The following is a 26,000-nucleotide window of genomic DNA, read 5'->3' as shown; positions in this document are numbered from 1 at the left end:
CAATCCGGGGGCCAGATAAATGGGACAGGGACTAAGAAAAGCCGATAATTTCGGACGAGTACAGGATTTGCAGGCTTCAGACTCGATCGTTCCCTGAGCGTCCGACGGTCCGTGAAGAGGGCGGAATCCTTGAAAATGCTCGCGTTACTGCGCCGGGATAGTCTATAAAGACAAAAAGGTCCGCATCATGAATGTGCCACGCGCCCTTCGTACGACCGGATGAACGCGCGTGCGCAACTGACATGCGGTCATGGTAAATTTTCAGCGCCGCTGCGCTGATCGCATGCGCCATCCATAGCTGGCAAGCATAGTTCGAAATCCGTTAAGCCTTTCAATTGCAACTGGACTGACTGGAGAACAACAATGCTTTTCTTTAATGATGGTTTCACATTCCCGAATTTTCTGGCCGACGTTTTTTCCATCTTCATCTTTATCCTGTGGTTCTGGCTGCTGATCACGGTGTCGAGCGACCTGTTCCGCCGTCATGATGTGTCCGGATGGGGCAAGGTTCTGTGGGTGATCTTCCTGATCATCCTGCCGTATATCGGCATCTTCGCGTATCTGCTCACGCAGCATCGCGGCATGGCGGAACGCGAACAGGCGCGGGCCAAGCAGATGCGCGAAGATCTGCGCAATGTGGTGGGCTTCAGTGTCGCCGACGAACTCGACAAGCTCGACAAGCTGAAAGCGTCCGGTTCCATTTCCCAGGAAGAGCACTCACGTCTGCGCGCCAAGCTCGTGCAGTAAGCGGCAAGTACCTGATTGCAGCCATGAGCGGGCGGGCGCGCAGCCTGTCTCGCCGTGGCTTTGGAGCGGTAAGTGGTTCCCCCGTTCGACGCGGCGTAAGCGCAATGTACGAGCCTGTCGGCTGCATCAGGTGACGCCAGGTTTTCAGACACGTCGCACGCGACTGATCGCGCGATCGAACGTAATGGGAGGAATCCATGAGTATCCGCCTCGCCCACGTTCCGGACTTTGCCGCGCGAACCGCACGCACGTCGCTGGTTTTGCGCCGCGCCGCGCTCACCTGTGTGACGGCGTTGATGCTCGCGGCCTGCGCGCAACCGTGGCAGCAATTCGAGGCCGGCCAGGATCAATCGGCGATCATCGCCCGGATGGGTCCGCCGCGCGAAGTCTATGACCTGCCTGGAGGCGGCCGCCGGCTGATGTGGCCGACCCAGCCGATGGGCTCGACCACCGTCGCCGCGGACGTCGACGCCGCGGGCAAGATCGTGAACGTGCGCCAGGTCTTGCAGCTGAACGAATTCAACCGCGCGGAAATCGGCAAATGGACGCGCGACGATGTGCTGATCAATTTCGGCCGCCCCGTGCAAACGCAGTTTTTCCGCCTCTCGCAACGCGAAGTCTGGTCGTATCGTTACATCGAAAACAACATCAACCACATGCTGTTCAATTTCGCGTTCGACACCAATGGCGTATTGCGCGAGATGCAGCGCACGCCCGATCCATTGCGCGAGCGCGATTTGCGGCGATTCTGAGCGTTCTTTCCGTCGCGGCGGCTACAGCAACGATTCGATTGGCATAATCGACAACATCCATACGCCGAGCCGTCCGTACCACGTCGTATTCGGCTCGGTGTCGTGGCGGATTTCGATGTCGCCGTTGCTCTCGATCCAGTACAGCTTGCCGTTTTCGTCGAGGTGCACCGCATAGGCGACCTTCGGCAGCAGTGCGAGAAACTTGCTATCGACCCGCGTCGCGAGATCGGGGCTGTCGATCACGAGGCCAAGCTCGGTATTCAGATGCGCGGAGCGCGGATCGAAGTTGAACGAGCCGACGAAAACCCGTTGGGAGTCCACAACGAAAGTCTTCGCATGCAAGCTCGACCCGGAGCTGCCGAATGGTCCCGGCGACTGTTCTTTCTTGTATGCCACGCCCGCTACGCGCCGCAATTCGTACAGCTGAACGCCGTTTTGCAACAGCTCCACGCGCCGCCTCACATAGCCGGAATGCACGGGGACGACATCCGTCGCTTCGAGCGCGTTCGTCAACACGCGCACATCGACGCCCTGGGCCGCGAGCCCGCTCAAAAACTGCGTGCCCGAACTCGCCGGCACGAAATACGGCGATACGAGGTCGAGCGACTCGGTGGGCTGGCCCATCACTTCGCGTAGCTGGTGGGCAATCAGCGCTTCCGGTGGCGCGTTGTTCAGACCTTTCGCGGGGTCGTCGCTGATCATCTCCGTTTTGGCCCAGTCCAACGACAGCTTGTCGTCGAGCAGCTTCTGCACGACGCGAGAACCGCGTAGCGCTTCCTTATAGGCCACGGCCGCGGGATCCTGCTCGATCGCGTGCGCTTTGCGCTCCAGCTCGGCCAGCTCGTCGACGCTCTCGTGCTGCAGAATCCGCTCGACCGGATACGCCGAGGCGCTGGCCCAGTAGCGGTCGAAATCGCGCGAGACGTCGGCCGCGGCCGGCCCGATCGCGAGCACGTCGAGGTCGGCGAAGACGACGCCGTCGGTGGCATCGAAGTACTCGTCACCGATGTTGCGGCCGCCGAGGATCGTCGCGGTGGCGTCGGCGGTCAGGGACTTGTTGTGCATGCGCCGGTTGGCGCGCGAAAAGTCGGTCACGAAGCCGAGGAATTTCGGGCTGCGCACGACGAACGGGTTGAACAGGCGCACCTCGATGTTCGGATGCGAGTCGAGTGCTGCGAGCGTCGGGTCGAGCGCGGAGGCGATGCCGAGATCGTCGAGCAGCAGGCGCACCCGCACGCCACGGTCCGCCGCTTCATGGATCTGTTCGAGCAGCAGCGTGCCGGTCAGATCGTCGCGCCAGATGTAGTACTGGATGTCGAGCGTGCGTTGCGCGGAACGGATCAGGTCCATGCGCGCGGCAAATGCGACATGCGCATCCGCCAGCGGATAAATGCCCGCCATCCCCGCGTGCGCGGCAAGCTCAGGCGCGACCGCGCGACCGAGATCCGTGGTGGCGGCTACCGCCGGCGACAACGCGTGTGACTCCGTGCGATCCTCGAGCGACGGCAGCGCTGCGCAGCCGGCGAGCAGGCTTGCGCACAGCAGCGCGCAGAGTGCGCCGCTCCAGCGACGAGGCAGCAACGACAGGTGGTGTGTCTGCGCGTGCATGGAGTCCAGGTCTTCCTTTGGGTCGCGCGCATACTCGCACGCAGCTTGCATTGGTTGAGAAGAATACTATGAGCGCATGCCCGTCGGTGCGCGGCCCGACGCTCTTGTTGCGCAAAGCGCTTTGTCCGATGATACGGGGAGGCTGCGCGAATTCGAACGGGGGCCAACCCGGCCGCGGATCGACCGGACGGGTCCTGTGCGATCCACGGTAATTCGGTCCGCGCCGGCGTAATGGGGCGGCTCATGGCACCTTCGGGCGTTTCGCCCACTCTGGAGTCGAGCAACGTGAAGATCTCCCGCTTGCTGCTTGCCAGCGTGCTGCTTTTCGTGGCGGGCACCGCGCTGCAGATGATATGGCCACTCGCGCAGCCGGCCTCGTATCACCACTTCGCCGATCAACGCGCGTTGGGGTCTTTGCACAATGCAGCGGACGTGCTGTCGAATGTCGTTATTCTGATCGCCGGCCTGCTCTGTCTCGGCTGGGTCAGGCGGCATGCGTCGAACCAGCCGGCGCAATTTCCCGGCATGGTCGCCGCCGCGTTCGGGCTGCTGTTCACCGCGTTCGGCTCGGCGTACTACCACATGGCGCCAACCGATGCGACGCTGGTCTGGGATCGTCTGCCGATGACGATCGTGTTCGCCGGCATCCTCGCGATGCTATGGACTTCGTGGAGCGGACAGCGCGTCGGCTGGCCGCAGATGCTGATCATGGTCGTGGTTTCGCCCGCCACCGTCGGCTACTGGCTCCTGTTCAACAGCCTGTGGCCTTACGCGATTCTTCAGTTCGGCGGGCTGATGCTGATCGTCGGCATGACGCTCACGCGCAAGGTGAACGGCGTGTTCGCGTGGACGCTCGTGATCGTCTTCTATGGCGTCGCCAAGATTTTCGAAAGTCTCGATTGGCAGATATGGGAACTGACGCATCACGTGATCGCCGGTCATGCGTTGAAGCATGTGTCGAGCGGTCTCGCCGGCGCGGCGATGATTCTGGTCGCGAACGCGCCACGGCGCTCAATCGCGGGCATCGTGCCGCAGCAGCCGGGGGGCATCGGGCATTCGCGTACACCGCGCTGAAGCCGCGCCATTGCGACGCGTTGCGCCGTTCGGCCAGCCGGGTCGCGCTGTAATGTGCGGCTGCGGCCGCGTCACATCGATGACGTTCCTTCTTTGCCAACGTCACTGCGGCACATACCACGAATACGTCGGCAACGTAGTCAGCTGCGGCGTGCCGATCTCCAGCGTGACGGCGCGCAGCGACGTCAGCTCGATACTGCGCAAATCGCCCATATAGCGACGAGCATCCCCGTTGTCGTTGATATACGCGACCACGTCGCCCGTGATGCCCGCGACGTTCGTGTTCGTCAGCGGCTCGCCCCAGATGTCGAAGAAGTCGCCGAGCGTGAAGTTCCTGACGACCGGCGCTTCGATATGGATGATGCCGGTGTTGTCGTGCGTATGCATCTCGTACGTGCACTGCGACAGGATGCCCACGTGCAGCGGTAACGCGAGCCACTGGCCGTCCTTGATGATCGCGAGGTGAGCGTGCACGTGATACAGCACGTTCATGGCCGGCGAGCAGGTCAGGCCGTCGACCGGCGTGCCTGTGCCGCCCGTCGCCGTGGTTCCGTTCGGCCAGTACGAACTGCCGACCACGCCAAGGTAGACGAGCGTGGTTATGTTCGGGTCGAACGGCGGCGGATCGGTCCAGGTGTAGGTGGGCACCTGAGTGAGCGGCGTGCCGATCATGATCGTGATTTCGGCGCGCGACGTCAGCACGAGGCTGGCGGGGTCGCCCGTGTATTGCGTCAGCCCGCCGCCGTTATTGACGTAGATCGCGATCGGCGAGCCGGTCAGACCCGCCACGTTCGACGTACTGAGCGTCTCGCCCCAGATCGAGAAGAACTGGCCGAGCGTGTACGTCGCGCCGGTCGTCGCGTCCATATGGATCTTGCCGCTCGAATCGACCGTATGCACCGGATACGCGCAGCCAGTCGGCGCGGCGATGGTCGGCTGGACCATGCCGATGTCGGGTGGCAACGTTAGCAAACGCCCGTTCTGATAAATCGACAGATGCGCGTACGTGTACGCGGTGCTTCGCAATGCGCAATTCAGGCCGCTGACTGGCTGTCCGGTTCCGCCCGTAGGCGTGACGCCTGTGGGCCAGTTGGTGTCGCCGAGCGTCGTGCCGTCGATGATCGGCGTCGCGGCGGCGAGCTTCGGCGTCGTGCCATTCGCGTCTGAAGCGCTCGATGGGCTCGACGCCGGTGTCGGACTCGACGCTGCTGTCGGACTTGACGCCGATGTCGGACTCGATGCCGACGTCGGACTCGATGCCGGCGTGGCCGCGCCGGTCGAGCCGGTGCTGCTTGGGTTCGTTCCGCTGCCACCACCGCCACCGCCGCAAGCGGCGAACGTCAACACCACACCCATTGCGACCAATCGCGACACCAGCCGTTGCAGCATCTCGTACTCCGTTCCGTGAGGTAAGAGGGATGCGTGCAGGCGATATCACACACACAAGAAGTGCGTAGATATCATGTGGACACACGCGGCGCCGGTTTCGCTGCGTGGATTTCGGTCGTGCGCTGCCACCGCGTGGCGCAGGCGCTCGCGTCGGATCACGTCAGGGGTTGAAACCAATTAACTCAGCGTAGCAGATGGGTTTCCCGAGCGAAGCTGGCGCATCACAACGTTTCGCGACATTCTGATGGCGCATTTCGAGGTGCCGGCCTGGAGTTTGCCAACGGAACGATCTGTCGCGCTTTTAATGTGGGCGGTCGTCGTTCTGTGCGAAGATCAGTGCTGTCCATCGCACGACCGGCCATGTAAGCGGATCGTACGGCGGGCGCGTGCGCGGCCATCGACCTCGTCCTCGGGGCGATCCCCAGGCGCACCTCTTTGCGGATTCGTGGAGCACTGACCGATGACCGACAGATTGCAAGCGTCCGTATACGTAGTGGTGCTGCTGCTGATTGTGGGCTGGGTGCTGTATATCGGCCGCGTGGTTTTCGTGCCGATCGTATTTGGTGGGATGGCGGTGTACGTGGTGGTCGACTTTACGCGGCTCCTGCAACGCATTCCGGTGATCGGCCCGCGACTGCCAAAGCAGTTGCGCTACGGACTCTCGATGTTCCTGATCGGCGCCGCGATCTTCTTCGCGGTCGACATGCTCGTCGCGAACTACGACGCGCTCGTCGCGCTCGCGCCGCGCTACCAGGACTCGGTCCTGCTGATGATCCACAAGATCTCGACGCTGCTGCACCTCGAAAGCGAGCCGACCTGGGAGTCGCTGCGGCGGAACATGCTCACCCAGCTGAACATTCAGGCGATGGTGACAGGCATGCTGGCGTCGCTGTCATCGGTGATCATCGACCTCTTCGTCATCGTGCTGTACGCGAGTTTTCTGCTGGTCGAGCGCAGGACATTCGGCGAGAAGCTGACGAACATGACCGCCACTTCGGCCAACGCGGCACGGATCAGGGGAGTCGTCACCGATATCAACAGGCGCATTGGCGCTTATCTCGCGCTGAAGACGTTTCTCGGCGTGCTGCTCGGCGCGATCTGCTGGCTCGCGATGCGCAGCATCGGCCTCGAGTTCGCCGGGCTGTGGGCGATGCTGACCGCGCTGCTCAACTATGTGCCCTACATCGGCTCGGTGCTCGCGGTCATGTTTCCGGTGCTGATGTCGGTGCTGCAGTTCGGCGACCTCAATTCGATCCTGGTCGTGCTGGTGTCGCTGAGCGCGATTCACTTCGTGATCGGCAACATCCTGGACCCGTATCTGACGGGCAACTCGCTGAACCTGAGCCCGTTCGCGATTCTTGCGAGCATGGCGGTGTGGTCGGCGCTGTGGGGCGTGCCGGGCGCCTTTCTGGCGGTGCCGATCACCGTCAGCATGACGATCATCTTTTCCGAGTTCGAGATGACACGGCCGCTCGCGGTGCTGCTGTCGAAGAACGGGCGGCTCACTTACGGCAAGACCGAGCAGACTGTGTGAAGCGGCCGTCGCGGCAATGGCGAACGCGCCTACCCACCCAGTGCATGAAATGAATACGGCCCGTGCGAAATATTCCGCACGAGCCGTCGAATGAAACACGTCTACCTCGACGCGTGCGGCCTGTAGCTGCCGCGCGAGGATGAGCTTCCCGCCGCTTCCCACGCTCAGCCTGACGACATTGAGTCCCTGTCGTCTCCATGAATAAATCGGAAATTTTTTGTGCGGTTTTCGACGCAGCGTTCACGCAAACCCATGCAACAATGGCTTCAGGTTGCGGCCGGGGCGAGTGGTGGCAGCTTGTGCGTCTTTCCATCACCGCGAGGCCTGCCACTCGATGACTAAGGCGAACTCATGCCCCGCTCACTTGACCCTCACCTCCCGCCGTTCGGCACTGACGCGCTCGAAGACCCGGCGCTGCTGCGTCGCCTCTTGCGCGCGAAAGACCGCATCGATGCCGCCTCGCACGAAGCCTGGCCGGTGCGGCGCTTAGCCGTCATCAGCGGTGTGTCGGAGGCACACTTCGCGCGTTCGTTCAAGCGGGCCTTCGGTCTGCCGCCGCACCGGTATCTGTTGACGCGGCGCATCGAGCAGGCTACCGCGCTGCTGCGCGACACCGACCTCGGCATCACCGACATCGCATTCGCGACCGGCTGGGAAAGCCTCGGTACCTTCGGGCGCATCTTTCGCGACATCACCGGCCTGAGCCCGAGCGAGATGCGTCATCGGGCACGCGCCAATCAGGCTGAACTCGATCGCGTGCCCGCCTGCGTGCTGAAGGCCTCGCAGCGCCCGGACCTGACGATCGCAGTTTTGGAGAAGCGCCGCCGCGTGGCCGGCGATACAGTCGAGCCCTCAACCAGGGAGGAGTCATGAACCAGGGTATCAATGTGGTCGGTTTATACGTCGACGATCAGGACGCGGCGCTTGCGTTTTACGTCGACAAACTCGGATTTCGCGTCCACACGGACGTACGTAACGGTGCCTACCGCTGGCTTACCGTCCAACATCCGGAGCAGCCCTCTTTTCAGTTGGGTCTGTTTACACCCGGGCCGCCGGTCCACGATGAAGCGACCGCGCAAACGCTGCGCGCGATGGTCGCCAAAGGCGCCATGCCGCCATTGGTGCTGTCCGTTGCCGACTGTCGCGCGAGCTACGAGCAGTGGAAGGCGCGTGGCGTGGAATTCACGCAGGAGCCGGTGGATCGTTTCGGCAGCGTCGATGCGGGCTTTCGTGATCCCGCGGGCAATGGATGGAAGATGATCCAGGCGCCTGCGGGGAAGTGAGCGTCAGGGAAGCGTCATCACAGCCGCACGGTGCGGGTACGGCCGACGGCACGTCGCACGATCGCAACGCACCGTCGGCCGTCATGCCGTGCTAATGGACCATCACTACTGATGCTGCAGCAGATACTGCCTGACGTCGTTCAATGTCACACGGCCCGAATGCGCGGTATCGATCTCGTCAAAATGCTTCGCGATATAGCCGAGCCCATTGCTTTGCGCCTGGGCCTTGGTAATCGACGAGCCGTTGCTGAGCACGGAGTTCGCGCCCAGCCGGTTCTCGACACGCTGCTGAGCCTGCTGCTGCAGCGTCGAGCCGGTTGTCGGCGCGACAGCGGTAGCACGGTTACGAGGAAAGAACGGACCGTCCACGCCGTGTCCGCCGTTGGGTAGCGTGACGGGCGCCACCGGCTGGGGCGGCAGCGCGTGAGCGCTGCCGACGACCACACCGAGGACGATCGACGCCAGCGTACGTCGCAAGATATCGATTGAAGACATGATCATTCGCCATAGAGAGTAGTCGGAGGGTCTCGCGCGAAGCGAAACCACCATCAATCAGGGCGCGGCCGCGGCGACCGCCTCGCTCGTCGGCGTACCGGCTGGCGCTTCGTCGGCCCACGGCTGCGGCAGCGTCGCGAGCGTGAGTGCGCCTGCTATCGGTGCGCCGCCATAGAAGGCCGCGAGATCCGCCTTCATTTGCGGGCGCGCCACGTCATCCAGATAAATCATATGTCCGCCCTGGAAGAAGTTGACCTGCAGATTCGGGTTGAGACCCTGAACAGTCTTTAGCCGCGCGAGCTGCTTCTCGGTATTGAAGAACGGCGTGGCGAGATCGTGAAAGCCGTTTTCCGACAGTACCTTCAGCTGCGGATTCAGCTTCAGCGCGCCAAGCAGATCGGGGATCGTGTCGGGCAAGGGCTGGCCAGCGTGCGAGAAGTCCCATACCTGAATGATCGCGTCGTTCAGCGGCTGGTACGCCGCGTTCGGCGCCGTGTAGCCGAGGTAATCCGGCATCTGCGTCGCCAACGCATTGGTGAACGGCAGCGAGATCAGGATGTCCGACGGGTCGCCATCGCTCTGCAGACGCGTATCCGAGTTCGGTAACGACACGCGCCCGTCGTAGCGGCCAATCGTCGAGCCCGGCACCAGCGTGATGTTGAACGGATTGATGTTGAAGTAGCCTTGCATCGCCTGCAACGTGAGCCCGGATTCGGCGTCCCAGACCTTCTCGAGCCACGTCGGCGGGAAGTTCGGCGGTCCCGCGTAAGTGGGTGCGCCGAGTTGGCTCAATGTCCAGTACAACGAATAATTCTTGAACAGGTTGTAGTTGGCAGACACGAACACCTCGCTACGAAGCGCGTAGAGCGCCTGATTCGCGGGCGTTGGCGATACCTGGTTGTAGTACGCCGCGACCGCGGCATAGCCCGGCATGTAGCCGGCGAGCGTATCGGTTTCGAGCGCGAGCTGAGCGGTCGAACCCGTGATGGCCACCGCCTCGATTGCATCGGCGAAGTAGTTCAGGATCGAAGACTGCAGCGTGACCCCCGTCAGATGCACACCGGCCGATTCAAGCGCGAGCGCGAGAATGTCGGTGCGAGGCGTGCCGTACGATTCGCCGTACAGATAAATCGGCGAGCTGCTGCGCGAATTGACCGTCAGGTAACGGACGATGAAGTCGCGCATGATATTGGCGTCCGCATCGGTGCTCCAGTAGGTCTGGTTCGTGTTCGGCAGGATCGCTTCCGAGAGGCCCGTGCCTGGAGGATCGATGAACACGAGGTCGGTCGTGTCGATCAGGCTCTCGGTGTTGTTCACGAGCGGGAAGTTCGGCCAGCTGGTGCCGTTCAGCAGCGGATCGGTGGTGGCGACGCGGGTCGGCGCGAACGATCCGAGACGCAGCCAGATCGACGAAGAGCCCGGGCCGCCGTTATAGACGAACGTGACCGGGCGCGGCTTGCCATTCGTGCTCGGCGCCGTGTAGGCGACGTAGGACATCGTCGCTTCCGGTGCGCCGCTGGTCAGATCCATTGCGATCAGGTGACCGGTGGTCGTCGTGTAGTTGACGGTGGTGCTGCCGGACGTCCATTGATAATGCATGATCGCCGCTTTCTCCGCGACCAGCGATGCGGCGATGCCGGACGCCGCGCTCGTCGAATAGGAGGTGAGATCGGTGTAGGGCTGATTCGCGGACGGCGTCTGAGGCGCGGACGCAGCTTGCGCCTGATTGGCGACCTGCGCCATGCTGCTCGGTACCGCAGACGCCGACGGACCACCTTCGCTGCCGCCGCACCCCGAGAGGATGACGAATCCGAGCGTCGTCGCGCATAGCGCGGCTAGTCGGCCATGACGACGGACGCGACCATCGTCAGTATTCCTTCTGTCTGGTTTCATCACGTTCCCTGGTGAGTGATACCGCTACGCAAAGACCGCTTTTCCCAATGCATTAATTCAAAACACCTGCATTGATATTTCTATTTGCTTTCCGTAATTTTCTATTGAATGGCCAAAGGAATTCCCTGTCGATTTGGCTCGACATTTCAAGAGGAATTTAAAAATTGAATCTTTCCGATAATTACGACAAAAATGAAAATAGGATGCGAAATAAGGTCTTGTCAAGGATCAAGCGGCGATTATGCGATTCGGCATAGAGATGACGCACCGGCGAGACTAGGGCGTGGCGATGCAGTACTGGGGCGCTTGCGGTAACGTGGGGGCAGAAAAGTGCGGACCTGATTTATCTAGGTCGCATTGAATACGAGCGCTCGACTGCGATTTCTCGTGGTTAGGTTGATCGGAATTATTTTCGCGTGAAAAATATTATTAAATGGTAAATTCAACCGGTAAAAATGCGTTTTCAATAGAATTAAAAATGTAACCGCCGCATTTCAATTTAACGAACCGCCGGCGCAAAGCCGGCGGTTCCTCCGTCACGATCCAGCGACTCACTGCCCATTTCCGTACAGATCGAGAAGCATCAACGTCACGCCATTGGTCCAGCCGAAGCCGTCCTGCAACGGGTACTCGCCACCCCCTCCGCCGCCTTCTCCCGCACCTTCTACGACGTACTTCTCGACGAGCTTCTGCTGCGTCTTGTAGACGTTTTCCACGTCCGCGAGAAAGCGCGTGCCGATCGGCTTCGCGAGGTCCGCGCGTCCATAGCGCTTGAGGCCCTGAATCGCGATCCAGTGCAACGGCGCCCAACCGTTCGGTGCATCCCATTGCTGCGTGGTGTCATAGATCGACGTCGCGAGGCCGCCTTGCTTGAGCAGCACGTTCTGCACGGTCTGCGCGGTCTTCCACGCGCGCTCGGGCCACGCCACACCGGCCATCAACGGATACAGCATCGCCGGCGTCTGGTTGTCCCGTGCCTTGCGCAGTTGCCAGTCGTAGTCGCCGTAGTAGCCGTTGCTATTCCACAGATAGCGGTTGATGCCTTCCGCGCGCCGCGCCGCGTGGCCGATGAACTGCGCGACGCAGCCGAAGTCGCGTGTCACCGAGCAGCCGCGCGCGATCGTCGTCTCGAGATGGAACAACAGGCTGTTCAGATCGACAGGGACGATCGATGTCGTTCGCACCGTGGCGAGCGTCTGGTTGTCGCCGAACCAGCGCGAGCTGAAATCCCAGCCGCTTTCAGCGGTCGCGCGCAGATCGCGATAGACCTGGTTGGCAGGCCGGCCGCTTGCCTGCTTCGCTGTCTGTATATCCTCGAGATAGGACTCGTCGCGCGGCGTGTCCAGTTCGTCCCAGTAGCGGTTCAGCACGGTGCCGTCGTTGAGCACGACCACATTGCGCGTCGCGCCGCCGCGCGGCGTGCTGGTCGCACCCTGCATCCAGTACGCGTACTCCTTGCGCAACTCGGGCAGGTACTTCTGATAAACCGTATTGCCTTCCTTCTGCGCCGCAAGCTCGACCATGTACGAATAGAAGGGCGGCTGCGAGCGGCTCAGATAGTACGTGCGATTGCCGTTCGGAATATGCCCGAACGTGTCGATCATGTACGCGAAATTGTCGAGCATGTCGTCGACGAGATCTTCCCGTCCGGATTCCTGCAGACCGAGCATCGTGAAATAGGTATCCCAGTAGTAGCCTTCGCGAAAGCGGCCACCGGGCACGACGTATGGTTTGGGCATCGGGATCAGCGAGCTGTAGTCGGGCACGCTCGTCGTCGTGCGCGTGAGGCCGGACCACAGCCAGTCGATGTGCTCGCGCAGACTCTGGTTTGGCGGCGGCGTGATGCTCTGATCGGGTGGAGGCGTGAAGTACTGGTTGACAAAGGTCTGCAGCGAAAAGCCCGGCTGGTTCTTCTGCGTTTCGTACAACTGCACGATCGCGGCGGGGCTGCCGTTCGGCGTCGCGTCGACGAACGTCTTCTGGTCGCTGAAGATCTGCGCGGTTTGCACGGCAACGAACAGATCGCCATACAGAATATCGGGCGCAGGCGGCAGCGGGGCGCCCACCTGGGTATCGGCCAGACAGCTTGCGGACGCGAAGACGAGCGTGGCGACGCATGCGATGCCGATCGTGATCGGAGACCACGGCGGCATGAAGTACTGATCTGGGCTGGAGGAACGATGCGGGTTGGATACGGCGGGGGTGCGAGACAGTGACGGAATGCTCATGATGCCTCCAAGGTTGTGGGCATTTCACTGGTCTCTTCGCATGCCATTCGATGCCGTCTCCCGGCGGCATGCGAGTCCGACACGAGACGGCCGGTTTAATGGCCCCGAAAGCATCGCACGCTTTCGCAGCAGCAGGCAACTGCGACGCAGCACATCCTGTATGCACTCAGCATGACGCACGGAACGTGATGAACGAAGGGGACGATGCGCGCAATGGCGGATTTGCGCGTGCTTCGTGATTCGAAGCAATGGAAGCGTTGATAGCGAGCGATTGCGCGGAAGAAACCGCTCGTCGAGCAAGCGACGTACCTGCGCCGGCGATTCGGAAAGTCGGCGCAGGTACGCGAGAACTACGAAAAAATTACTGTGCAATAGGCTGCGTCACATCCGTGCCGAACCAATGGATCGAGATCTTCTTCAGCGTGCCGTCCTGCTTCAGTTGGGTCAGCGCATCGTCGAGGGCTTTCGCGAACTTGGGATTGTCCTTGCGGAACGGGATGCCCATTTCCTGATCGGCGCCTTTGAGCACCGCGCCCGTACGCAGAGGCAACTGCGAGTTCTTGATGATATACGGCAGCATCAGCCGGTCGTCGATCGTCGCGTCGATACGCTTCGCGGCGAGATCGCGCAGCTTCTCGGGCGCGCCGGGATAAGTCAGCACGTTGATGCCCGGCACGGCGCGCGCCATCTGGTCGTAGTTGGTACCGAGCGTCACGCCGATCTTCTTGTCGCCCTTGAATTCGTCCAGCGACTTGAACTCGCGCTTGTCGTCTGCGCGCTGGATCAGCTGCGCGGCCGAGTACGTGTACGGCTGGCTGAAAGCGAGAATCTGCTTGCGTTGCGGCGTAATGGTGACCTGATTGATGATCACGTCGAATTTTCCGCTTTGCAACGCCGCGATAATGCCGCTCCACTCGGTAGGAATGAACACCGGCTTCACGCCGAGCCTGGCTGCCACGGCCTTCGCGACATCGACGTCGAAGCCTTCGAGCTCACCGTCCTTGTTGCGCGAGTCGAACGGCGGATAGGTGCCTTCGAGCCCGATCTTCAGGACTCCGGCCTGTTTGACCGAGTCGAGCAGATCTTCGGCATGGGCCGCGACCGCGGTGAAGCTGAAGGCAGAGAGCGCCAGCGCGCTTATAAGCAGGTTCGAAAGTTTCATTGGGTGTCTCCTTCGTAATTGAGTATCAGGCTACACAGCGCAACGATTTCACCATCGTGTGCGCAACCCGGCAGTGTCGTTTCGCAGAACACGTCGGGTTGCGCGCGTCATCCTAGCACTCCAAAAATCGCCCGTTTTGTCTTTGTTCGGAAGTGGGGGCCGCGGATGAAACTCCGGCTTCAAAAATCGCGGAACACGCGCGTGAGACTCGCGAAGCGGCCCGTCGCTGCGATAGACCGCGCAGTACCGCACCGGCGGCAGTTCCGGCTGCGAATGCCGTAGCGTGAGTTCGCCTTGCCGAACGGAATCGGCGAACTACTGCGCGGGCAAGTAGCTGACGCCGACTCCTGCGGTCGTCAGCGAATACGGCGAGATCAGGCGGTTGCTCGCGAAGGCGCGCTGTATAGATGGCCGACAAACGATGGCACGAAGCACCCATGATGTCCTGAAAATGACAATCGGCATTGTCTGATTGCGTCTCGAAACAAAAACTGAAGAATCGGGGTAGGGCGGCGCGATTTTTCCGCGCGGCCCTGCCCGGTGACTCTCCTCTCCGGGGACAACGAAAAAATGCCGGACTTGGTCATGATTCCAGGCTCCCGTTTTCCAGATCGTAAATAGAGATATACAAGAAATGAGCAATAAAGATTACCCATCAATGGGCCTGTCGCTTAGTCATGCTATGCGTCCGGCGCAAGTGCCTTTTCCCTTACGCAGCGCTGCCATTGCCGTCGCGCTGCTGATTTCCCCGTTGGCCCATGCGCAGGCGCTGCAAATTTCGGATGGTTCAACACAGGCCATTTCCGGGACCTACACGACATTGGGCGCAAACCAGCACGCACTGGTTGTAACGAACCGCAGTGTCGTAAGCGGATCACAGGTTACGTTGCTCACTACCGGTCAAGGCGCGCACGGAGTCTATGCATCAGACGGCGGAAACGTTTCGCTGACTGACAGTGTTATCGGTACGACGGGCTACGGGGCAAACGGCGCCTTCGCTTTCGCAGGCAATGCAGTTCTGTCGCTTGACAACACTTTGGTGCGGACAGGGGGCAAGTGGGCAGCCGGCGTTCAGGCCAATAACGACAGCACCGTGACGATTCACGGCGGCAGCGTGACGACCAGTGGAGACGATGCCTATGGGCTTTACAACATCGGATCGGGTGCCAATCTGTCGGCAAGTGGTACCGTGGTTTTGACCTCCGGCGCTGCGAGCGCAGGCGCCTACAATCAGGCGGGCGGCCTGATGACTCTGGATGGAGTCTCGATCAACACGACCGGGAATAGTTCTCCCGGTGTGCAGATTGGTTCGCGGGGTGTCATTGGGGACGGCTCAACCTCCAACACCACCCTGATATCGAACAGTTCGGTGACTACGCTGGGCTCCAGTTCGGCTGGTCTGCTGGCATCGGACAATGCGACGCTGAACGCAATCGACGTCACCATCAGCACGGCAGGCGCAGGAAGTTTCGGCGCCGAATCGCTCTTTGGCGCACAGGGCAGCATCGAGGGCGGTTCCATCAGAACAACGGGGGATCAGGCTGCCGGCCTGCTGATAGCGGGTATGCCCGCCACGTCCGGCGATCCCGGAACGAATGCCCCGACCATTATCGCGAGCGGACTGGATGTCGGTACCAGCGGCGCGGACGCGCCGGCCGCCTATCTCGCGGGCGGTGCCATCCTGTCGTTCACGAATGGCACACTGTCGGCAAGCGGCGCAGATTCGGATGCGCTCGACGCGACCTACCTCGACACAACCGCCCCGGCCATCGCGAACATCACCAATAGCACGCTGACGTCGACGCAGCGTGACGGGGTGCTCGTGGACGAAGGGACGCTGGACCTCACGCTGACCAGTTCGACTGTGACGGCTGGAATGAACGCCCTGGAAGCTGTGGACCACGGTGTCCTGAATGTCGTTGCAGATGCCTCAACCCTGACCGGTACAACGAATGCCGATCCGACCTCGACGCTCAACGCCACGCTGCAGAACGGCTCGGTCTGGAACGTGACCGGTCCGTCGAACCTGACCTCTCTCACACTCGACAGCGGAACCGTCCAGTTCCTGTCACCAGCGCAGGTCAATGCGGGTAGCGCGGTACTGGCTGGCGGTGGCGGTACATTCGACACGAACGGCTTTGCCGCGGCGTTTGATGCCCCCCTAAGCGGCCCTGGTGCGCTAACCAAGACAGGCAGCGGGACATTGACCCTCACGGGCGCAGGCACCTACCTGGGTGCAACCAGCGTCGATGCGGGTACCCTCCAGGCGGGAGCGGCAGACGTTTTCAGTCCTGCGTCGAGCTTTAACGTCAATAGCGGCGCGGTACTGGACCTGAACGGGTTTGGCCAGACAGTCGCCGGGATGGGCAATGGCGGCACCATCCGGTTCGGCCAGACAGCCGGAACCACATTGAACGTAACGGGCGACTATGTCGGCAATGGTGGCCTGCTGGCAATGAACACCGAGCTGGGCGATTCGTCGTCACTCACCGACCTGTTGCATGTCTCGGGTTCGACTTCCGGCAGTAGCGGCGTGCAGGTAACCAACACAGGTGGCCTGGGCGCACAGACCACGGGAGACGGCATCAAGGTCATCCAGGTTGACGGCGCATCAAACGGTCAGTTCAGCCAGGTCGGAGAGGTCCAGGCGGGGGCGTACCAGTACACCCTGTACAAGGGCGGCGTGGGCGCAGATTCATCCAGCGGGAACTGGTATCTGCGTTCGACCCTCGAAAGCCCGCCGCCGTCCCAGGCTGATGACGACAGCGATCCGCCCCACTCGCACGACGGGGAGAATGGTCCTGCGGCACCTGTCGCCGATGCACCCGTGGCTTACCGTCCGGCAACGGTGGGCTACGTCATGACGCCGCAGCTCAACGTGAACTACGGCTTTGCAATGCTGGGTCGCCTCGACCAGCGTGTCGGCGATGTGCCCGACGCGGTACACCCATCTGGTGGGAATGCCAGTACCAACGGATTGTGGGGGCGTATCTACGCCTGGAGTACGGAGACTGACGCATTGAGCCGCTTCTCGGCTGATGACCGGAGCGTCTTCGCGCAGTTCGGCAAGGACTGGACACTAAGCGCTTCTTCGACGGGCGGCAGCACGCATGCAGGGATCACCGTCACCTTCGGCAACGCATCGATGAACTTCTCTGACATGTCGCGCGCTCAGGCGGGACTGGACACCGCGACGGGCTCCGCAGAGACGCAGGTTCAGGCGCTCGGTGGGTACTTCACGCGCTATCTGGCGAATGGGGCCTATTCCGACACTGTCGCGCAGGTCTCGCATTATCACAACCGGTACAACGACAACGGAGGCAATACACCGGGCCAGAATGGTTTTTCCGTCGCGGTCTCTGAGGAAATCGGCAGGCCGTTCCAGATCGCCAGCTTGCCGGTCGCATTCGAACCGCAAGCGCAACTCATGTACCAGTACATGCATCTGGGTGCGTTCAACGACAACGTTTCCGCGATTTCATCAACGGTGACCAACGCCCTGCGTGGCCGGATCGGATTTCGCATCATTACGGATGACATGGCGAACGCGAGCGGCACGAGCAAGGCGAGGCCCTATTTCACTGCCAATGTGCTGCACGACTTTCTGGCTCCGGGACAGACCACTGTCGGCGAGACACCGTTCAACGTGAATTTTGCCCGTACCTGGATGGAAGTTGGTTTGGGCATCACCGCGACATTCGGCAGGCAGGGCGAGTTTTACGCCGCCATTGACTACAACCATAGCCTCGGCGGACAGACTGCCCACGGTGTAACTGGCAATGCCGGTTACCGGTACAGCTGGTAACCATCAGGTGACCTGTCGCATTGCGTTGCCGGACCTGTGCCGCCAGCGCATGCGGCGGGTCCGTACATGTTGTTTTCATTGCACCGCATTTTTGCTGGTCCGTCGCCATCGGAAATATGCAAAAGAGAAAATGGCGCAATCACGGTGAACATTTGTAAAGAATCGCTCATCTCAAATTGATCCTGTTGACCCGTACCGATCTAAATGGTCAATTTATCCGGATGACACTCCTTACGCCCTCACCACAGTCACCCCCGCCGCTTCGATGGGCTTCGTCAATTCCGCGCTGGTCTTCTTCTCGACCACAATGGTTTGCGCGAGCGTGATATCGCCGATTACGAACCGCGACGCGGCGTTCAATTTCGATGACGAAGCGAGCACGACCGTCTCCGCTGCGCGCCAATCAGAATCACCTCGACACAAGGATGCGCGGCAAGCGCGGTGGCAACGCTCGGACTATGCGTGACGATGGTCGCGTGCAGATCGGACGGCAGTTTCTGGACCAGTGGCGCCGACTTGGTGCCGCCATCGACGATCACGGTTTGTCCCGGCTCGATCAGCTCGACCGCGCGACGCGCGATGCGCCGCTTGGCGACCGTTTCGATGTCCTGACGCAGCTCGAAGGACGCGAGCGCGGCAGACGCGGGCAACGCGCCGCCGTGAACCCGCCGCAGCCGTCCCTCCGCGGCCAGCTCGCGCAAATCGCGGCGAATTGTGTCTTCCGATATGCCAAACGCCGCGCTCAGTTCGCCGGCCAGCACCTGGCCGTTGCGCGATACCATGAATCATTGTCCATGGCCGAAAGGAGGCGCCATGACCGCAACGAAAGACCGGGTTCGCATCGTCGGTACGACCTTGCTATCGGACGACTGGTACACGCTGAAGAAGGTGACGTTCGACTTCCTGCGCCGGGACGGCACATGGCAGCGCCAGAACCGCGAGACCTACGATCGCGGCAACGGCGCGACGATCCTGCTGCACAGTCCGCGCACCGGTAACGTCATACTCACGCGACAGTTCCGCATGCCCGCGTTCGTGAATGGACACGACGGCATGATGATCGAAGCGCCGGGCGGATTGCTCGACAACGCTTCGCCGGAAAATCGCATCCGGCTCGAAGTCGAGGAGGAAACGGGCTATCGAGTGGGGCAGGTCCACAAGATTTTTGAGGCCTACATGAGCCCTGGGTCCGTGACCGAAAAGGTCTATTTCTATGTCGGCGAGTACGACGCGTCGATGCGGGTGAACGATGGCGGCGGCGTCGAGGATGAAGGGGAGGACCTCGAGGTGATCGAAATGCCATTGCAAACCGCGTTGCGAGCGATCGACGAAGGGGACATTGTCGACGGCAAGACGATCATGCTGCTGCAATACGTTGCTTTGCGCGGGCTCGCTTCAGTGCGCGCAGCCTAATTGCGTCGCGAGTTCGTGCAGGTCGCCGACGACGAAGTCCCAAGCCTCGTTCGCCTTCAGATCGCTCGTCTGATGGGGCCCATGCTCCGTCGGCCGCAGCACGAACGCGGTGCTCAGGCCGACACGTCGCGCGGCGGCGAGATCGTTGTTATGTGCGGCGACGAGGCATAGTTCGCACGGCGTGATGCCGAGGATCTCCGCCGTTTCACTATAGACTCGTGGCGAGGGCTTGTAAGCGCGGACGACCTCCGCGCCGAGAATGGCATCCCACGGCAGACCGGCACGCTTTGCGATGTCCACCATCAGGCGGATGTTCCCATTCGAGAGCGGCGCAATGATGAAGCGCCGCTTCAGTCGATGCAGAGCGTCGACGGCATCCGGCCAAGGGTCCAGGCGATGCCAGGCGAGGTTCAACTCATCGATCTCCGGGTCGGAAGCGTTGGCGATGCCGAAATGCGCGAGCACTTTGACGAGGTTTTCGCGGTGCAGGACGTCGAGCCGCACATAGGGTCTGCGTCCGCCACGCACTTCTTCCATCGCGGGCGAATACTCGCGACGCCACGCGTCAGCGAATTCGGACGCGTCGAGGTCCGGCGCGTGCCGATTCAGAAACGGGCGCGCTTCGCGCGCGACACCGCTGCGCCAGTCGACCACGGTCCCGAAGATATCGAATACGAAAGCCTTGATGCTGGTTCGATTTGTCGAGTCAATGCCCATGACCTTCCTCTGTGGTTGTGACGGGAGCAATCCATCTTAGGCGAAGAGAAAGCATGCGTTGATGTCATCGATCACCAAAAAGGGACGGGGAGTCTCAATGTCGACCGTGGACCTCGCCATTGTGGCGAACCGCCGCGACGGCAAACGGGTCGCCACGAACGGATCAATCTCAGCGATCACGAATTGTTCACGACCTTCGCGCTCGACGCGAAAAGCGCTCCGAACCAGCGACTGACACCCCACGATGCATCGAACCTTCTCGCTGATGTGGCGCGCAGCGTGAGCGAAAAACTTTCGTTCAGGCTCATTTGCCGTTGGACAACGCTCTTGACACGGCGAGACTGAAGAACAAGCCGAGGCGGTCTTCGTTTGAAGCGGTGAAGACTCGGCGAGAGCGAGAAGGCCTTTGTGCGTGGCCGCTTATGTGACGTGCACTTCTCGACAAGATTCGCGCGCGGCATGACACCAGCCATGCTCACGCGACGTTTGACTCTTATCCAGCGGCACCGATCCGTCCCCGCTGCCGGACGGATCGGGAAATACCGCGAGGCGTTAGAAGGTAGTATGCAGACCGACGCGGGCAATCGCTTGTGTCGCGCTGCTCGACGATTCTGCTGGGTCCATGATGCCGTTGATTGCTGCCTGTGCACCTGAGTTTGCGCGCTGGAAGACGCCTTCAGCGTACACCATCGTTCTCTTCGACAGCGAATAGTTCAACGTTGCGCCAAACTGGTTCGCATGGTTGTTGTCGAGAACGTCGTTCCCCTTCATGTACATATAGCTCGCACCCAACGACCACGCGGGCGCGATCTGCCAGCTTGCGCCAACTTGACCAGCGTAAGCCGCAGCGCCGGAAAACGAATTGCGTACGCTCACGAAATCAGCAACGGTGTAGACCGGGCCCAAAACATAGTGCGCCCCGACGCCCCAGTTCCAAACGGGAATTTGCGGAGAACCACCGGTCGATCCAGGATATTTCTTCTGCGTGTACGCCGCTCCGAGGCCAAACGGACCCGCGACGTAGTTCAAACCAAAGCTCATCGCAGAGTTCGATCCGAATGAGCCTGCGACGCCACCAGGCGCGTATAGAGCACCGGCGGACAGGCCCGCGAATACAGGCGATTGGTATCTGATGGAATTCGACAGCGCCATTCCGGTGGTTCTGCTCCAGTCAAACCATCCAGTGGGGTTTTGGGGAAGGTTGAGTTTCTGGAACGGACCGGCCGCAAAGTTGTACAGGCCGCCGGAGAAAAAACCCGGGGCATTGCCGGCCTCGGTTAGCGACGTGAACATGAAATCGTAAATGTTGCCGAGGCTCACCGTACCGAAACGGGCGTTCTCGAGTCCGACGTAGGCGTTTCGGCCGAATAGGCCTTGCTGCAGCAGGGCACCCGTACCAACCTGAAACTGGCTTTCGAGCTTGAAGATTGCTTTTGTTCCGCCTCCCAGATCCTCGCTACCCGAGAGCCCGAATAGATTCGGGGCGTAGATGCCATCGTCGAATTTGGTAACCGAATGTCCACCCTGATTCGACACGTACGAAACGCCGGCGTCAATCAGGCCGTACAGCGTGACGTTGCTTTGTGCAAAGGTGCTTTCAATGGGAAGGACTGCAAAGAGTACGGCAAGGTAGCGTTTCCGCATTTGAGTCTCCAGATTAGTTTTGTAATGTATTCACCACGCCGGCATCCCGGCCTGATTCAAGCAAAGTTCGCGCGCACGCTGCCGAGTCCTTCGATCCGTGCCGTGTAAATGCCCGGCTGCGTCACCGCGACCATCGGGCCGAGCGCGCCAGTGAGCACCACGTCGCCCGCACGCAATGGCGTGCCCAGCTGCGCCATGCGGTCGGCAAGCCACACCGCCGCGTTGAGCGGATTGCCGAGACAGGCCGCGCCGCTGCCGCGTGATAGCACTTCACCGCCGCGCTCGAGCGTCATCGCAGCTGCCACGAGGTCGACATCGGCGAGCGAAACCGGACGGCTACCGAGTACGAACAGCGCGCTCGATGCGTTGTCGGCGACCGTGTCGACGAAACGGATGTCCCAGTTCTGAATCCGGCTGTCCACCACTTCGATGGCGGCCAGCGCATAGGCGCTCGCGTTGATGATGTCGGCGAACGTGTGTTTCTCGTGCGTGAGATCGTGCTTGAGCACGAGTGCGATCTCAGCCTCGATCTTCGGCTGGATCAGGCTCGCGAGCGGCATCGGTTGACTGTCGCCGTAGGCCCTGCCCGCGAACAGCGCGCCGAAGTCGGGCTGGTCCACGCCGAGCTGCGCCTGCACGGCGAGCGAGGTCAGGCCGATCTTGCGCCCGACAATGCGCTCGCCGGCGGCCACGCGGGCGTCGACATTCGCCTGTTGCACGGCATACGCCGTTGCCATGTCATCGAGCGCGATCCTGTTACGGACCGCGGGGATCGGCGTGCGTGTTGTTTCCGCCTCGCGCAACGCGCTGGCGGTCGTCTGTATCAAGGTCGAATTGGACATAAAGACTTTACTGGTGGGCCAGGGTACATCGGCGAAACCGCTGAAATATTCGAGCGGTTCGCCGTCTTCAGCTATCAAGTCACAACGCGGGTACGCCGAGATTGCCGCTGGCCGCGGCGATGATCTTGTCCTGGCGCACTACGACGACATCGACGTCTTCCTTTTGCATCCAGGCGATGAGTTCGCCGTTGATGTCCACCACGTCGTTGTCGGCTTGTGCGGGCTGGTCGGCCGAACGGACCGCGATGAACGTCGCGCCCAGTTTTTCCCAGCCGGCTTTCTGTTCGGCATCGAGCTTGCTCGCCGGGTCCGTGTTCGCACCGAGCACGATGAGGCCATTGCCGGTGAGATCGTCGAGCCGGTCGACCTGTCCTTTGCAGTTGGCCGCGAGCGGCTGCGGCAGAAACTTGCCGACCACGTTCTTGCTGCCTTTGCCTTTTTGCAGCCAGCCTTGCTGGTAGTGGGGCGGGCGCAACACCATCGGCAGGTCGCCTGAGGCGCGTTCTTCTTCCATCATCGCGGCGACTTGTTCGTCGCTCAATTCGCGCTTGATGATCATGCCGAGGCCGACCGAGATCTGCGTGTAGCGTTCAACGTCCGGCGCGCGTTCCTGCTCGTAGGTGTCGAGCAGTTTTTCCGGTAAGCGGCCTTCCAGCACTTCGACCAGCTTCAAGCTGGCGTTCTGTGCATCGCGTATGCCGGACTGCATGCCGTTGCCGGCCCACGGCGGCATCAGGTGCGCGGCATCCCCGCACAGCAGTACGCGGCCGACGCGCCAACGATCGGCATAGCGCACGTGATGGTTGTAGAAAGCATGCTGGTGAATCTCGACTTCGTTCTCTGTCACGCCCAGCGAATTGAGCAGCTTCCACAACTGCTCATGGCTTTGGAAATCCTCATCGCTTTCATCCTGGTTGAGCGGGAACTCCCAGCGGTGGTTGCCGAGGCCGAGCGGAATGTCCACCACCGGACGGCGCGCATCCGACCAGAACGTGTGCATATGGCGATTCGGCCACCAACGCTTGACCCGGCAGTCGATCACCACCCAGCGCACCGACAAGGTATCGCCGATGAGCTTGACGCCAAGTTGTTCGCGCGTGCTGCTGGAACCGCCATCGCAGGCTAGTACGTACTTCGCGCGAATGGTTTCGGTCTCACCGGTGACAAGATTCTTCGTCTCGATGGTGACGCCATCCTCGTCCTGCCTGATCGAGGACATGTCGCGCTCGTAGCGCACCTCCACATTCTTGTAGCGCTCCGTGCCTTCACGCAGCACACGCTCCATGGCCGGCTGGTACAGGCAATAGGACGTGGCAAAGCCGAAGGTGCTGGTCGGAAACGGCATCCATGTGAGCTGACGTCCTTCGTAGTCGACCCAGCGCATCGAGTGCACGTCGTCCATCACGGCCAATTGCTGCTGCGCGAGGCCCATATCCTGGACGATGCGCATCGTCCAGTCATTCACCGTCACCGCGCGGGCGCGGGCATAGATGTCCTTGAACCGCTCGATCGCAATGGTCTTGATGCCGCGCTTGCCCAGCACATTGGCGGCGACCACGCCGCTCGGGCCGTAGCCGATGATGGCGACGTCGGCGTCGTATTTCTGATTCGTCTCAGTCATTTCTTAAGGAACCCCAACACGGTCTTGTTGAACTCTTCTGCGTGCTCCCACTGCGCCCAGTGACCGCACTGCGGCATCACGAGCAAGCGTGCACGCGGAATCTGCTTCATCAGCACGAAGCCGGTATCCAGCGGCATGACGCGGTCTTCGCGGCCCCAGATGATCAAGGTTTCATGCGGCAGCCTGGCCATGCGCGGATCGCGCCATAGTTCTTCGAAGGCGACGCCGGGACCAGGGCGCATCGGCGGTTGCGCGATGACGCGCGGGTCCATTGCCGCCTTGAGACGTTCGGCGAGCAGCTCTTCCGTGATCTGCGACGGGTCATAGACGAACTGGTTGATGAATGCCTTCAACCGCTCCAGTGAGGGGCCGGGGCCATCGTAAAAGCTCACGAGCGTCTTGATGCCTTCGGTCGGGAACACCGACGTGACGGGTGTACCGCCGCCAGGCCCCATCAGGATCATGCGATCCACGCGCGCCGGGCTTTCCATGGCGATCTTGAGGGTGATTGCGCCGCCCAGCGAATTGCCGACAAAGTGAGCCTTCCCTATGTCGAGGTGGTCGAGCAGTTCGACGATCTTGTCGGCCCACCAGCCCGGAATCGGCGTGCCCGCCGGCTTCATGTCGGATTGGCCGAATCCCGGCAGATCCGGAACGATCACACGGAAGTCCTTCGACAAGGCTTCGATGTTTCGGATGAAGTTCGCGCGACCGCTGGCGCCGGGGCCCGAGCCGTGGATCAGGATCAGTGCCGGCCCTTCGCCCACGTCGTCGTAATGCAGTTTGATGCCGCCGAGATCGGCGATTTTCATTTCAGCCATTTGCATGCGCGCGCTCCTCGGGCTTGATGGTCAGGTCGTGGCCCCAGATGCTGATGGAATCGTGACGTTCCACCGTCCAGGTCGCGTCGTCGATCTCGCGCGCACCCCAGCCGTACTCCAATTCCCATTTCGACGGTGACAGCATGTAAAACGAAGTCATATGGTCATTGACGTGACGGCCAATGTCCCAGGCGATCGGCACGCCGGCTTTTTTGGCGCGATCGCGTGCCAGACCGACATCGTCCAGATGATTGGTCTGCAGCATCAGGTGGACGATTTTCTTGCCGCCCGGAACAGCGGCAAAGGCGAGGGTGTGGTGGCGCGGGTTGCAATGCATGAACGTCACCTTGACATCCATGCCCGGCGCAGGCTGGAACTCGATGTAGTCGCTCAAACGGAAACCGAGCCTGGTCCAGAATGCTTGATAAGCGTCCGCATCGGGCACGGCGATCACGATATGACCCATGCCCTGTTCGCCGGTCAGGAAACCCTTCACGCCGACGGGCGACACGAACGGTTTCTGGAACGTTCGCGTGGCTCCGTAGAAGACTTCGACTTTGACGCCGGCCGGGTCAAGGAAGCTCGCCAATTCGACTACGCCGCGCTGCTTCGCGAGCGCAGTGTCCAACGTGCACTTCACGCCTTGTGCTTCCAGCGTGGCCAGAACGTTGGCGAACTCCACAGGCGTGGACGTCTCGAAGCCGACGGCCTTCAGGTCGTCCGAAGGACCTTGTTCGACGCGAAGGCGCCAGGCGCGGTCGTCGATGCGCAACTCGAGCGCGCCGTCAACTTCGTTGCACTCGACACCCAAAATGTTTCGCGCGTAGTCGGACCACGCTTTCAGGTCGCTCGCTTCGACGACCACGTAACCCAATGCGGAAATTGTCATGCGTGTTTCCTCGTTATGTTTCAGAAATGCCGCGCTGCCAGGCAAAGCGCGGCTAGAGGTGTCATTGCGGAATGTGTGAGACG

General features: G+C 61.3%; 20 protein-coding genes and 1 pseudogene. 8 read left to right on the top strand and 13 right to left on the bottom strand.

Annotated features, from left to right (window positions below):
• The first annotated feature begins 363 nt into the window (after positions 1-363).
• Together L0U81_RS28325 and L0U81_RS28320 are read left to right on the top strand one after the other, a co-directional pair.
• Entirely contained in the window at positions 364-747 is a 384-nt protein-coding gene (locus L0U81_RS28325; RefSeq protein ID WP_233808441.1) for a PLDc N-terminal domain-containing protein, read from the top strand.
• 197 nt (positions 748-944) lie between these two features.
• Entirely contained in the window at positions 945-1,499 is a 555-nt protein-coding gene (locus L0U81_RS28320) for a hypothetical protein (protein ID WP_442793465.1), read from the top strand.
• Positions 1,500-1,520: 21 nt separating this feature from the next.
• Here the strand turns inward: L0U81_RS28320 and L0U81_RS28315 are convergent, their stop codons facing one another.
• Positions 1,521-3,107 carry a phospholipase D family protein gene (locus L0U81_RS28315; protein ID WP_233808440.1) on the bottom strand — a complete coding sequence of 529 codons (1,587 nt, stop codon included), beginning with the start codon at positions 3,105-3,107 and terminating at the stop codon, positions 1,521-1,523.
• A gap of 285 nt (positions 3,108-3,392) precedes the next feature.
• On the opposite strand from L0U81_RS28315, the gene L0U81_RS28310 reads away from it, so the two are divergent.
• Positions 3,393-4,181 carry a hypothetical protein gene (locus tag L0U81_RS28310; protein ID WP_233808439.1) on the top strand — a complete coding sequence of 263 codons (789 nt, stop codon included), beginning with the start codon at positions 3,393-3,395 and terminating at the stop codon, positions 4,179-4,181.
• Between the two features lie 102 nt (positions 4,182-4,283).
• On the opposite strand, the gene L0U81_RS28305 is transcribed toward L0U81_RS28310, so the two are convergent.
• Entirely contained in the window at positions 4,284-5,570 is a 1,287-nt protein-coding gene (locus tag L0U81_RS28305; RefSeq protein ID WP_233808438.1) for a hypothetical protein, read from the bottom strand.
• A gap of 460 nt (positions 5,571-6,030) precedes the next feature.
• On the opposite strand from L0U81_RS28305, the gene L0U81_RS28300 reads away from it, so the two are divergent.
• The 3 genes from L0U81_RS28300 (at position 6,031) to L0U81_RS28290 (ending at position 8,387) form a co-directional block, all read left to right on the top strand.
• Entirely contained in the window at positions 6,031-7,104 is a 1,074-nt protein-coding gene (locus L0U81_RS28300; protein WP_233808436.1) for an AI-2E family transporter, read from the top strand.
• 351 nt (positions 7,105-7,455) lie between these two features.
• Positions 7,456-7,977, top strand: a complete 522-nt coding sequence (locus L0U81_RS28295; RefSeq protein WP_233808435.1) for a helix-turn-helix domain-containing protein — start codon at positions 7,456-7,458, stop codon at positions 7,975-7,977.
• Positions 7,974-8,387, top strand: a complete 414-nt coding sequence (locus tag L0U81_RS28290) for a VOC family protein (RefSeq protein WP_233808433.1) — start codon at positions 7,974-7,976, stop codon at positions 8,385-8,387. Before L0U81_RS28295 ends, L0U81_RS28290 begins: the two co-directional genes overlap by 4 nt.
• Before the next feature lie 105 nt (positions 8,388-8,492).
• Here L0U81_RS28290 and L0U81_RS28285 read toward each other — a convergent pair whose 3' ends face one another.
• The 4 genes from L0U81_RS28285 to L0U81_RS28270 all read right to left on the bottom strand — a co-directional run bounded on the left by L0U81_RS28285 (position 8,493) and on the right by L0U81_RS28270 (position 14,165).
• Positions 8,493-8,888, bottom strand: coding sequence for a 2-oxoglutarate dehydrogenase (locus L0U81_RS28285; RefSeq protein ID WP_233808432.1), 396 nt, complete (start codon positions 8,886-8,888; stop codon positions 8,493-8,495).
• Positions 8,889-8,939: 51 nt separating this feature from the next.
• The gene (locus L0U81_RS28280) at positions 8,940-10,775 is read right to left on the bottom strand and encodes a S10 family serine carboxypeptidase-like protein (RefSeq protein WP_233808431.1); all 1,836 of its coding nucleotides are present in this window, start codon (positions 10,773-10,775) and stop codon (positions 8,940-8,942) included.
• 551 nt (positions 10,776-11,326) lie between these two features.
• The gene (gene treA, locus L0U81_RS28275) at positions 11,327-13,003 is read right to left on the bottom strand and encodes an alpha,alpha-trehalase TreA (RefSeq protein WP_233808430.1); all 1,677 of its coding nucleotides are present in this window, start codon (positions 13,001-13,003) and stop codon (positions 11,327-11,329) included.
• A 361-nt stretch (positions 13,004-13,364) separates the two neighbouring features.
• Positions 13,365-14,165, bottom strand: coding sequence for a transporter substrate-binding domain-containing protein (locus L0U81_RS28270; protein ID WP_233808429.1), 801 nt, complete (start codon positions 14,163-14,165; stop codon positions 13,365-13,367).
• A 634-nt stretch (positions 14,166-14,799) separates the two neighbouring features.
• On the opposite strand from L0U81_RS28270, the gene L0U81_RS28265 reads away from it, so the two are divergent.
• The gene (locus tag L0U81_RS28265; RefSeq protein ID WP_233808428.1) at positions 14,800-17,970 is read left to right on the top strand and encodes an autotransporter family protein; all 3,171 of its coding nucleotides are present in this window, start codon (positions 14,800-14,802) and stop codon (positions 17,968-17,970) included.
• 231 nt (positions 17,971-18,201) lie between these two features.
• Here L0U81_RS28265 and L0U81_RS28260 read toward each other — a convergent pair.
• Positions 18,202-18,752: pseudogene (locus tag L0U81_RS28260) on the bottom strand (DeoR/GlpR family DNA-binding transcription regulator).
• A 31-nt stretch (positions 18,753-18,783) separates the two neighbouring features.
• On the opposite strand from L0U81_RS28260, the gene L0U81_RS28255 reads away from it, so the two are divergent.
• Positions 18,784-19,383, top strand: coding sequence for an NUDIX domain-containing protein (locus L0U81_RS28255; RefSeq protein WP_233808427.1), 600 nt, complete (start codon positions 18,784-18,786; stop codon positions 19,381-19,383).
• Here L0U81_RS28255 and L0U81_RS28250 read toward each other — a convergent pair.
• The 6 genes from L0U81_RS28250 to L0U81_RS28225 all read right to left on the bottom strand — a co-directional run bounded on the left by L0U81_RS28250 (position 19,366) and on the right by L0U81_RS28225 (position 25,917).
• A complete protein-coding gene (locus L0U81_RS28250) occupies positions 19,366-20,100 on the bottom strand; it encodes a haloacid dehalogenase type II (RefSeq protein WP_233808426.1) in 735 nt (244 codons plus the stop codon). The two genes, L0U81_RS28255 and L0U81_RS28250, sit on opposite strands and share 18 nt — an antisense overlap.
• Before the next feature lie 552 nt (positions 20,101-20,652).
• Positions 20,653-21,744 carry a porin gene (locus tag L0U81_RS28245; protein ID WP_233808423.1) on the bottom strand — a complete coding sequence of 364 codons (1,092 nt, stop codon included), beginning with the start codon at positions 21,742-21,744 and terminating at the stop codon, positions 20,653-20,655.
• A gap of 56 nt (positions 21,745-21,800) precedes the next feature.
• On the bottom strand, positions 21,801-22,586 hold the full coding sequence (locus L0U81_RS28240) for a 2-keto-4-pentenoate hydratase (RefSeq protein WP_233808422.1): 786 nt from the start codon (positions 22,584-22,586) through the stop codon (positions 21,801-21,803).
• Positions 22,587-22,665: 79 nt separating this feature from the next.
• Positions 22,666-24,207, bottom strand: a complete 1,542-nt coding sequence (locus L0U81_RS28235) for a bifunctional 3-(3-hydroxy-phenyl)propionate/3-hydroxycinnamic acid hydroxylase (protein ID WP_233808416.1) — start codon at positions 24,205-24,207, stop codon at positions 22,666-22,668.
• Positions 24,204-25,034 carry an alpha/beta fold hydrolase gene (locus L0U81_RS28230; RefSeq protein WP_233808415.1) on the bottom strand — a complete coding sequence of 277 codons (831 nt, stop codon included), beginning with the start codon at positions 25,032-25,034 and terminating at the stop codon, positions 24,204-24,206. The genes L0U81_RS28235 and L0U81_RS28230 overlap by 4 nt, the downstream gene beginning before the upstream one ends.
• Positions 25,021-25,917, bottom strand: coding sequence for a VOC family protein (locus L0U81_RS28225; RefSeq protein WP_442793464.1), 897 nt, complete (start codon positions 25,915-25,917; stop codon positions 25,021-25,023). Before L0U81_RS28225 ends, L0U81_RS28230 begins: the two co-directional genes overlap by 14 nt.
• Positions 25,918-26,000 lie beyond the last annotated feature (83 nt).

The organism is Paraburkholderia sp. HP33-1, from assembly GCF_021390595.1.
Lineage (GTDB): Bacteria > Pseudomonadota > Gammaproteobacteria > Burkholderiales > Burkholderiaceae > Paraburkholderia.
Note: the sequence above shows the minus strand (reverse complement) of the source record. Positions and strands in the feature narration are given on the sequence as shown.

Excerpts from the sequence above, each read along its gene's own strand:
- L0U81_RS28325 (WP_233808441.1), top strand. The coding sequence starts at position 364 with ATGCTTTTCTTTAATGATGGTTTCACATTCCCGAATTTTCTGGCCGAC.
- L0U81_RS28320 (WP_442793465.1), top strand. The coding sequence starts at position 945 with ATGAGTATCCGCCTCGCCCACGTTCCGGACTTTGCCGCGCGAACCGCA.
- L0U81_RS28315 (WP_233808440.1), bottom strand. The coding sequence starts at position 3,107 with ATGCACGCGCAGACACACCACCTGTCGTTGCTGCCTCGTCGCTGGAGC.
- L0U81_RS28305 (WP_233808438.1), bottom strand. The coding sequence starts at position 5,570 with ATGCTGCAACGGCTGGTGTCGCGATTGGTCGCAATGGGTGTGGTGTTG.
- L0U81_RS28300 (WP_233808436.1), top strand. The coding sequence starts at position 6,031 with ATGACCGACAGATTGCAAGCGTCCGTATACGTAGTGGTGCTGCTGCTG.
- L0U81_RS28295 (WP_233808435.1), top strand. The coding sequence starts at position 7,456 with ATGCCCCGCTCACTTGACCCTCACCTCCCGCCGTTCGGCACTGACGCG.
- L0U81_RS28290 (WP_233808433.1), top strand. The coding sequence starts at position 7,974 with ATGAACCAGGGTATCAATGTGGTCGGTTTATACGTCGACGATCAGGAC.
- L0U81_RS28285 (WP_233808432.1), bottom strand. The coding sequence starts at position 8,888 with ATGATCATGTCTTCAATCGATATCTTGCGACGTACGCTGGCGTCGATC.
- L0U81_RS28280 (WP_233808431.1), bottom strand. The coding sequence starts at position 10,775 with ATGAAACCAGACAGAAGGAATACTGACGATGGTCGCGTCCGTCGTCAT.
- treA (WP_233808430.1), bottom strand. The coding sequence starts at position 13,003 with ATGAGCATTCCGTCACTGTCTCGCACCCCCGCCGTATCCAACCCGCAT.
- L0U81_RS28270 (WP_233808429.1), bottom strand. The coding sequence starts at position 14,165 with ATGAAACTTTCGAACCTGCTTATAAGCGCGCTGGCGCTCTCTGCCTTC.
- L0U81_RS28265 (WP_233808428.1), top strand. The coding sequence starts at position 14,800 with ATGAGCAATAAAGATTACCCATCAATGGGCCTGTCGCTTAGTCATGCT.
- L0U81_RS28255 (WP_233808427.1), top strand. The coding sequence starts at position 18,784 with ATGACCGCAACGAAAGACCGGGTTCGCATCGTCGGTACGACCTTGCTA.
- L0U81_RS28250 (WP_233808426.1), bottom strand. The coding sequence starts at position 20,100 with ATGGGCATTGACTCGACAAATCGAACCAGCATCAAGGCTTTCGTATTC.
- L0U81_RS28245 (WP_233808423.1), bottom strand. The coding sequence starts at position 21,744 with ATGCGGAAACGCTACCTTGCCGTACTCTTTGCAGTCCTTCCCATTGAA.
- L0U81_RS28240 (WP_233808422.1), bottom strand. The coding sequence starts at position 22,586 with ATGTCCAATTCGACCTTGATACAGACGACCGCCAGCGCGTTGCGCGAG.
- L0U81_RS28235 (WP_233808416.1), bottom strand. The coding sequence starts at position 24,207 with ATGACTGAGACGAATCAGAAATACGACGCCGACGTCGCCATCATCGGC.
- L0U81_RS28230 (WP_233808415.1), bottom strand. The coding sequence starts at position 25,034 with ATGCAAATGGCTGAAATGAAAATCGCCGATCTCGGCGGCATCAAACTG.
- L0U81_RS28225 (WP_442793464.1), bottom strand. The coding sequence starts at position 25,917 with ATGACAATTTCCGCATTGGGTTACGTGGTCGTCGAAGCGAGCGACCTG.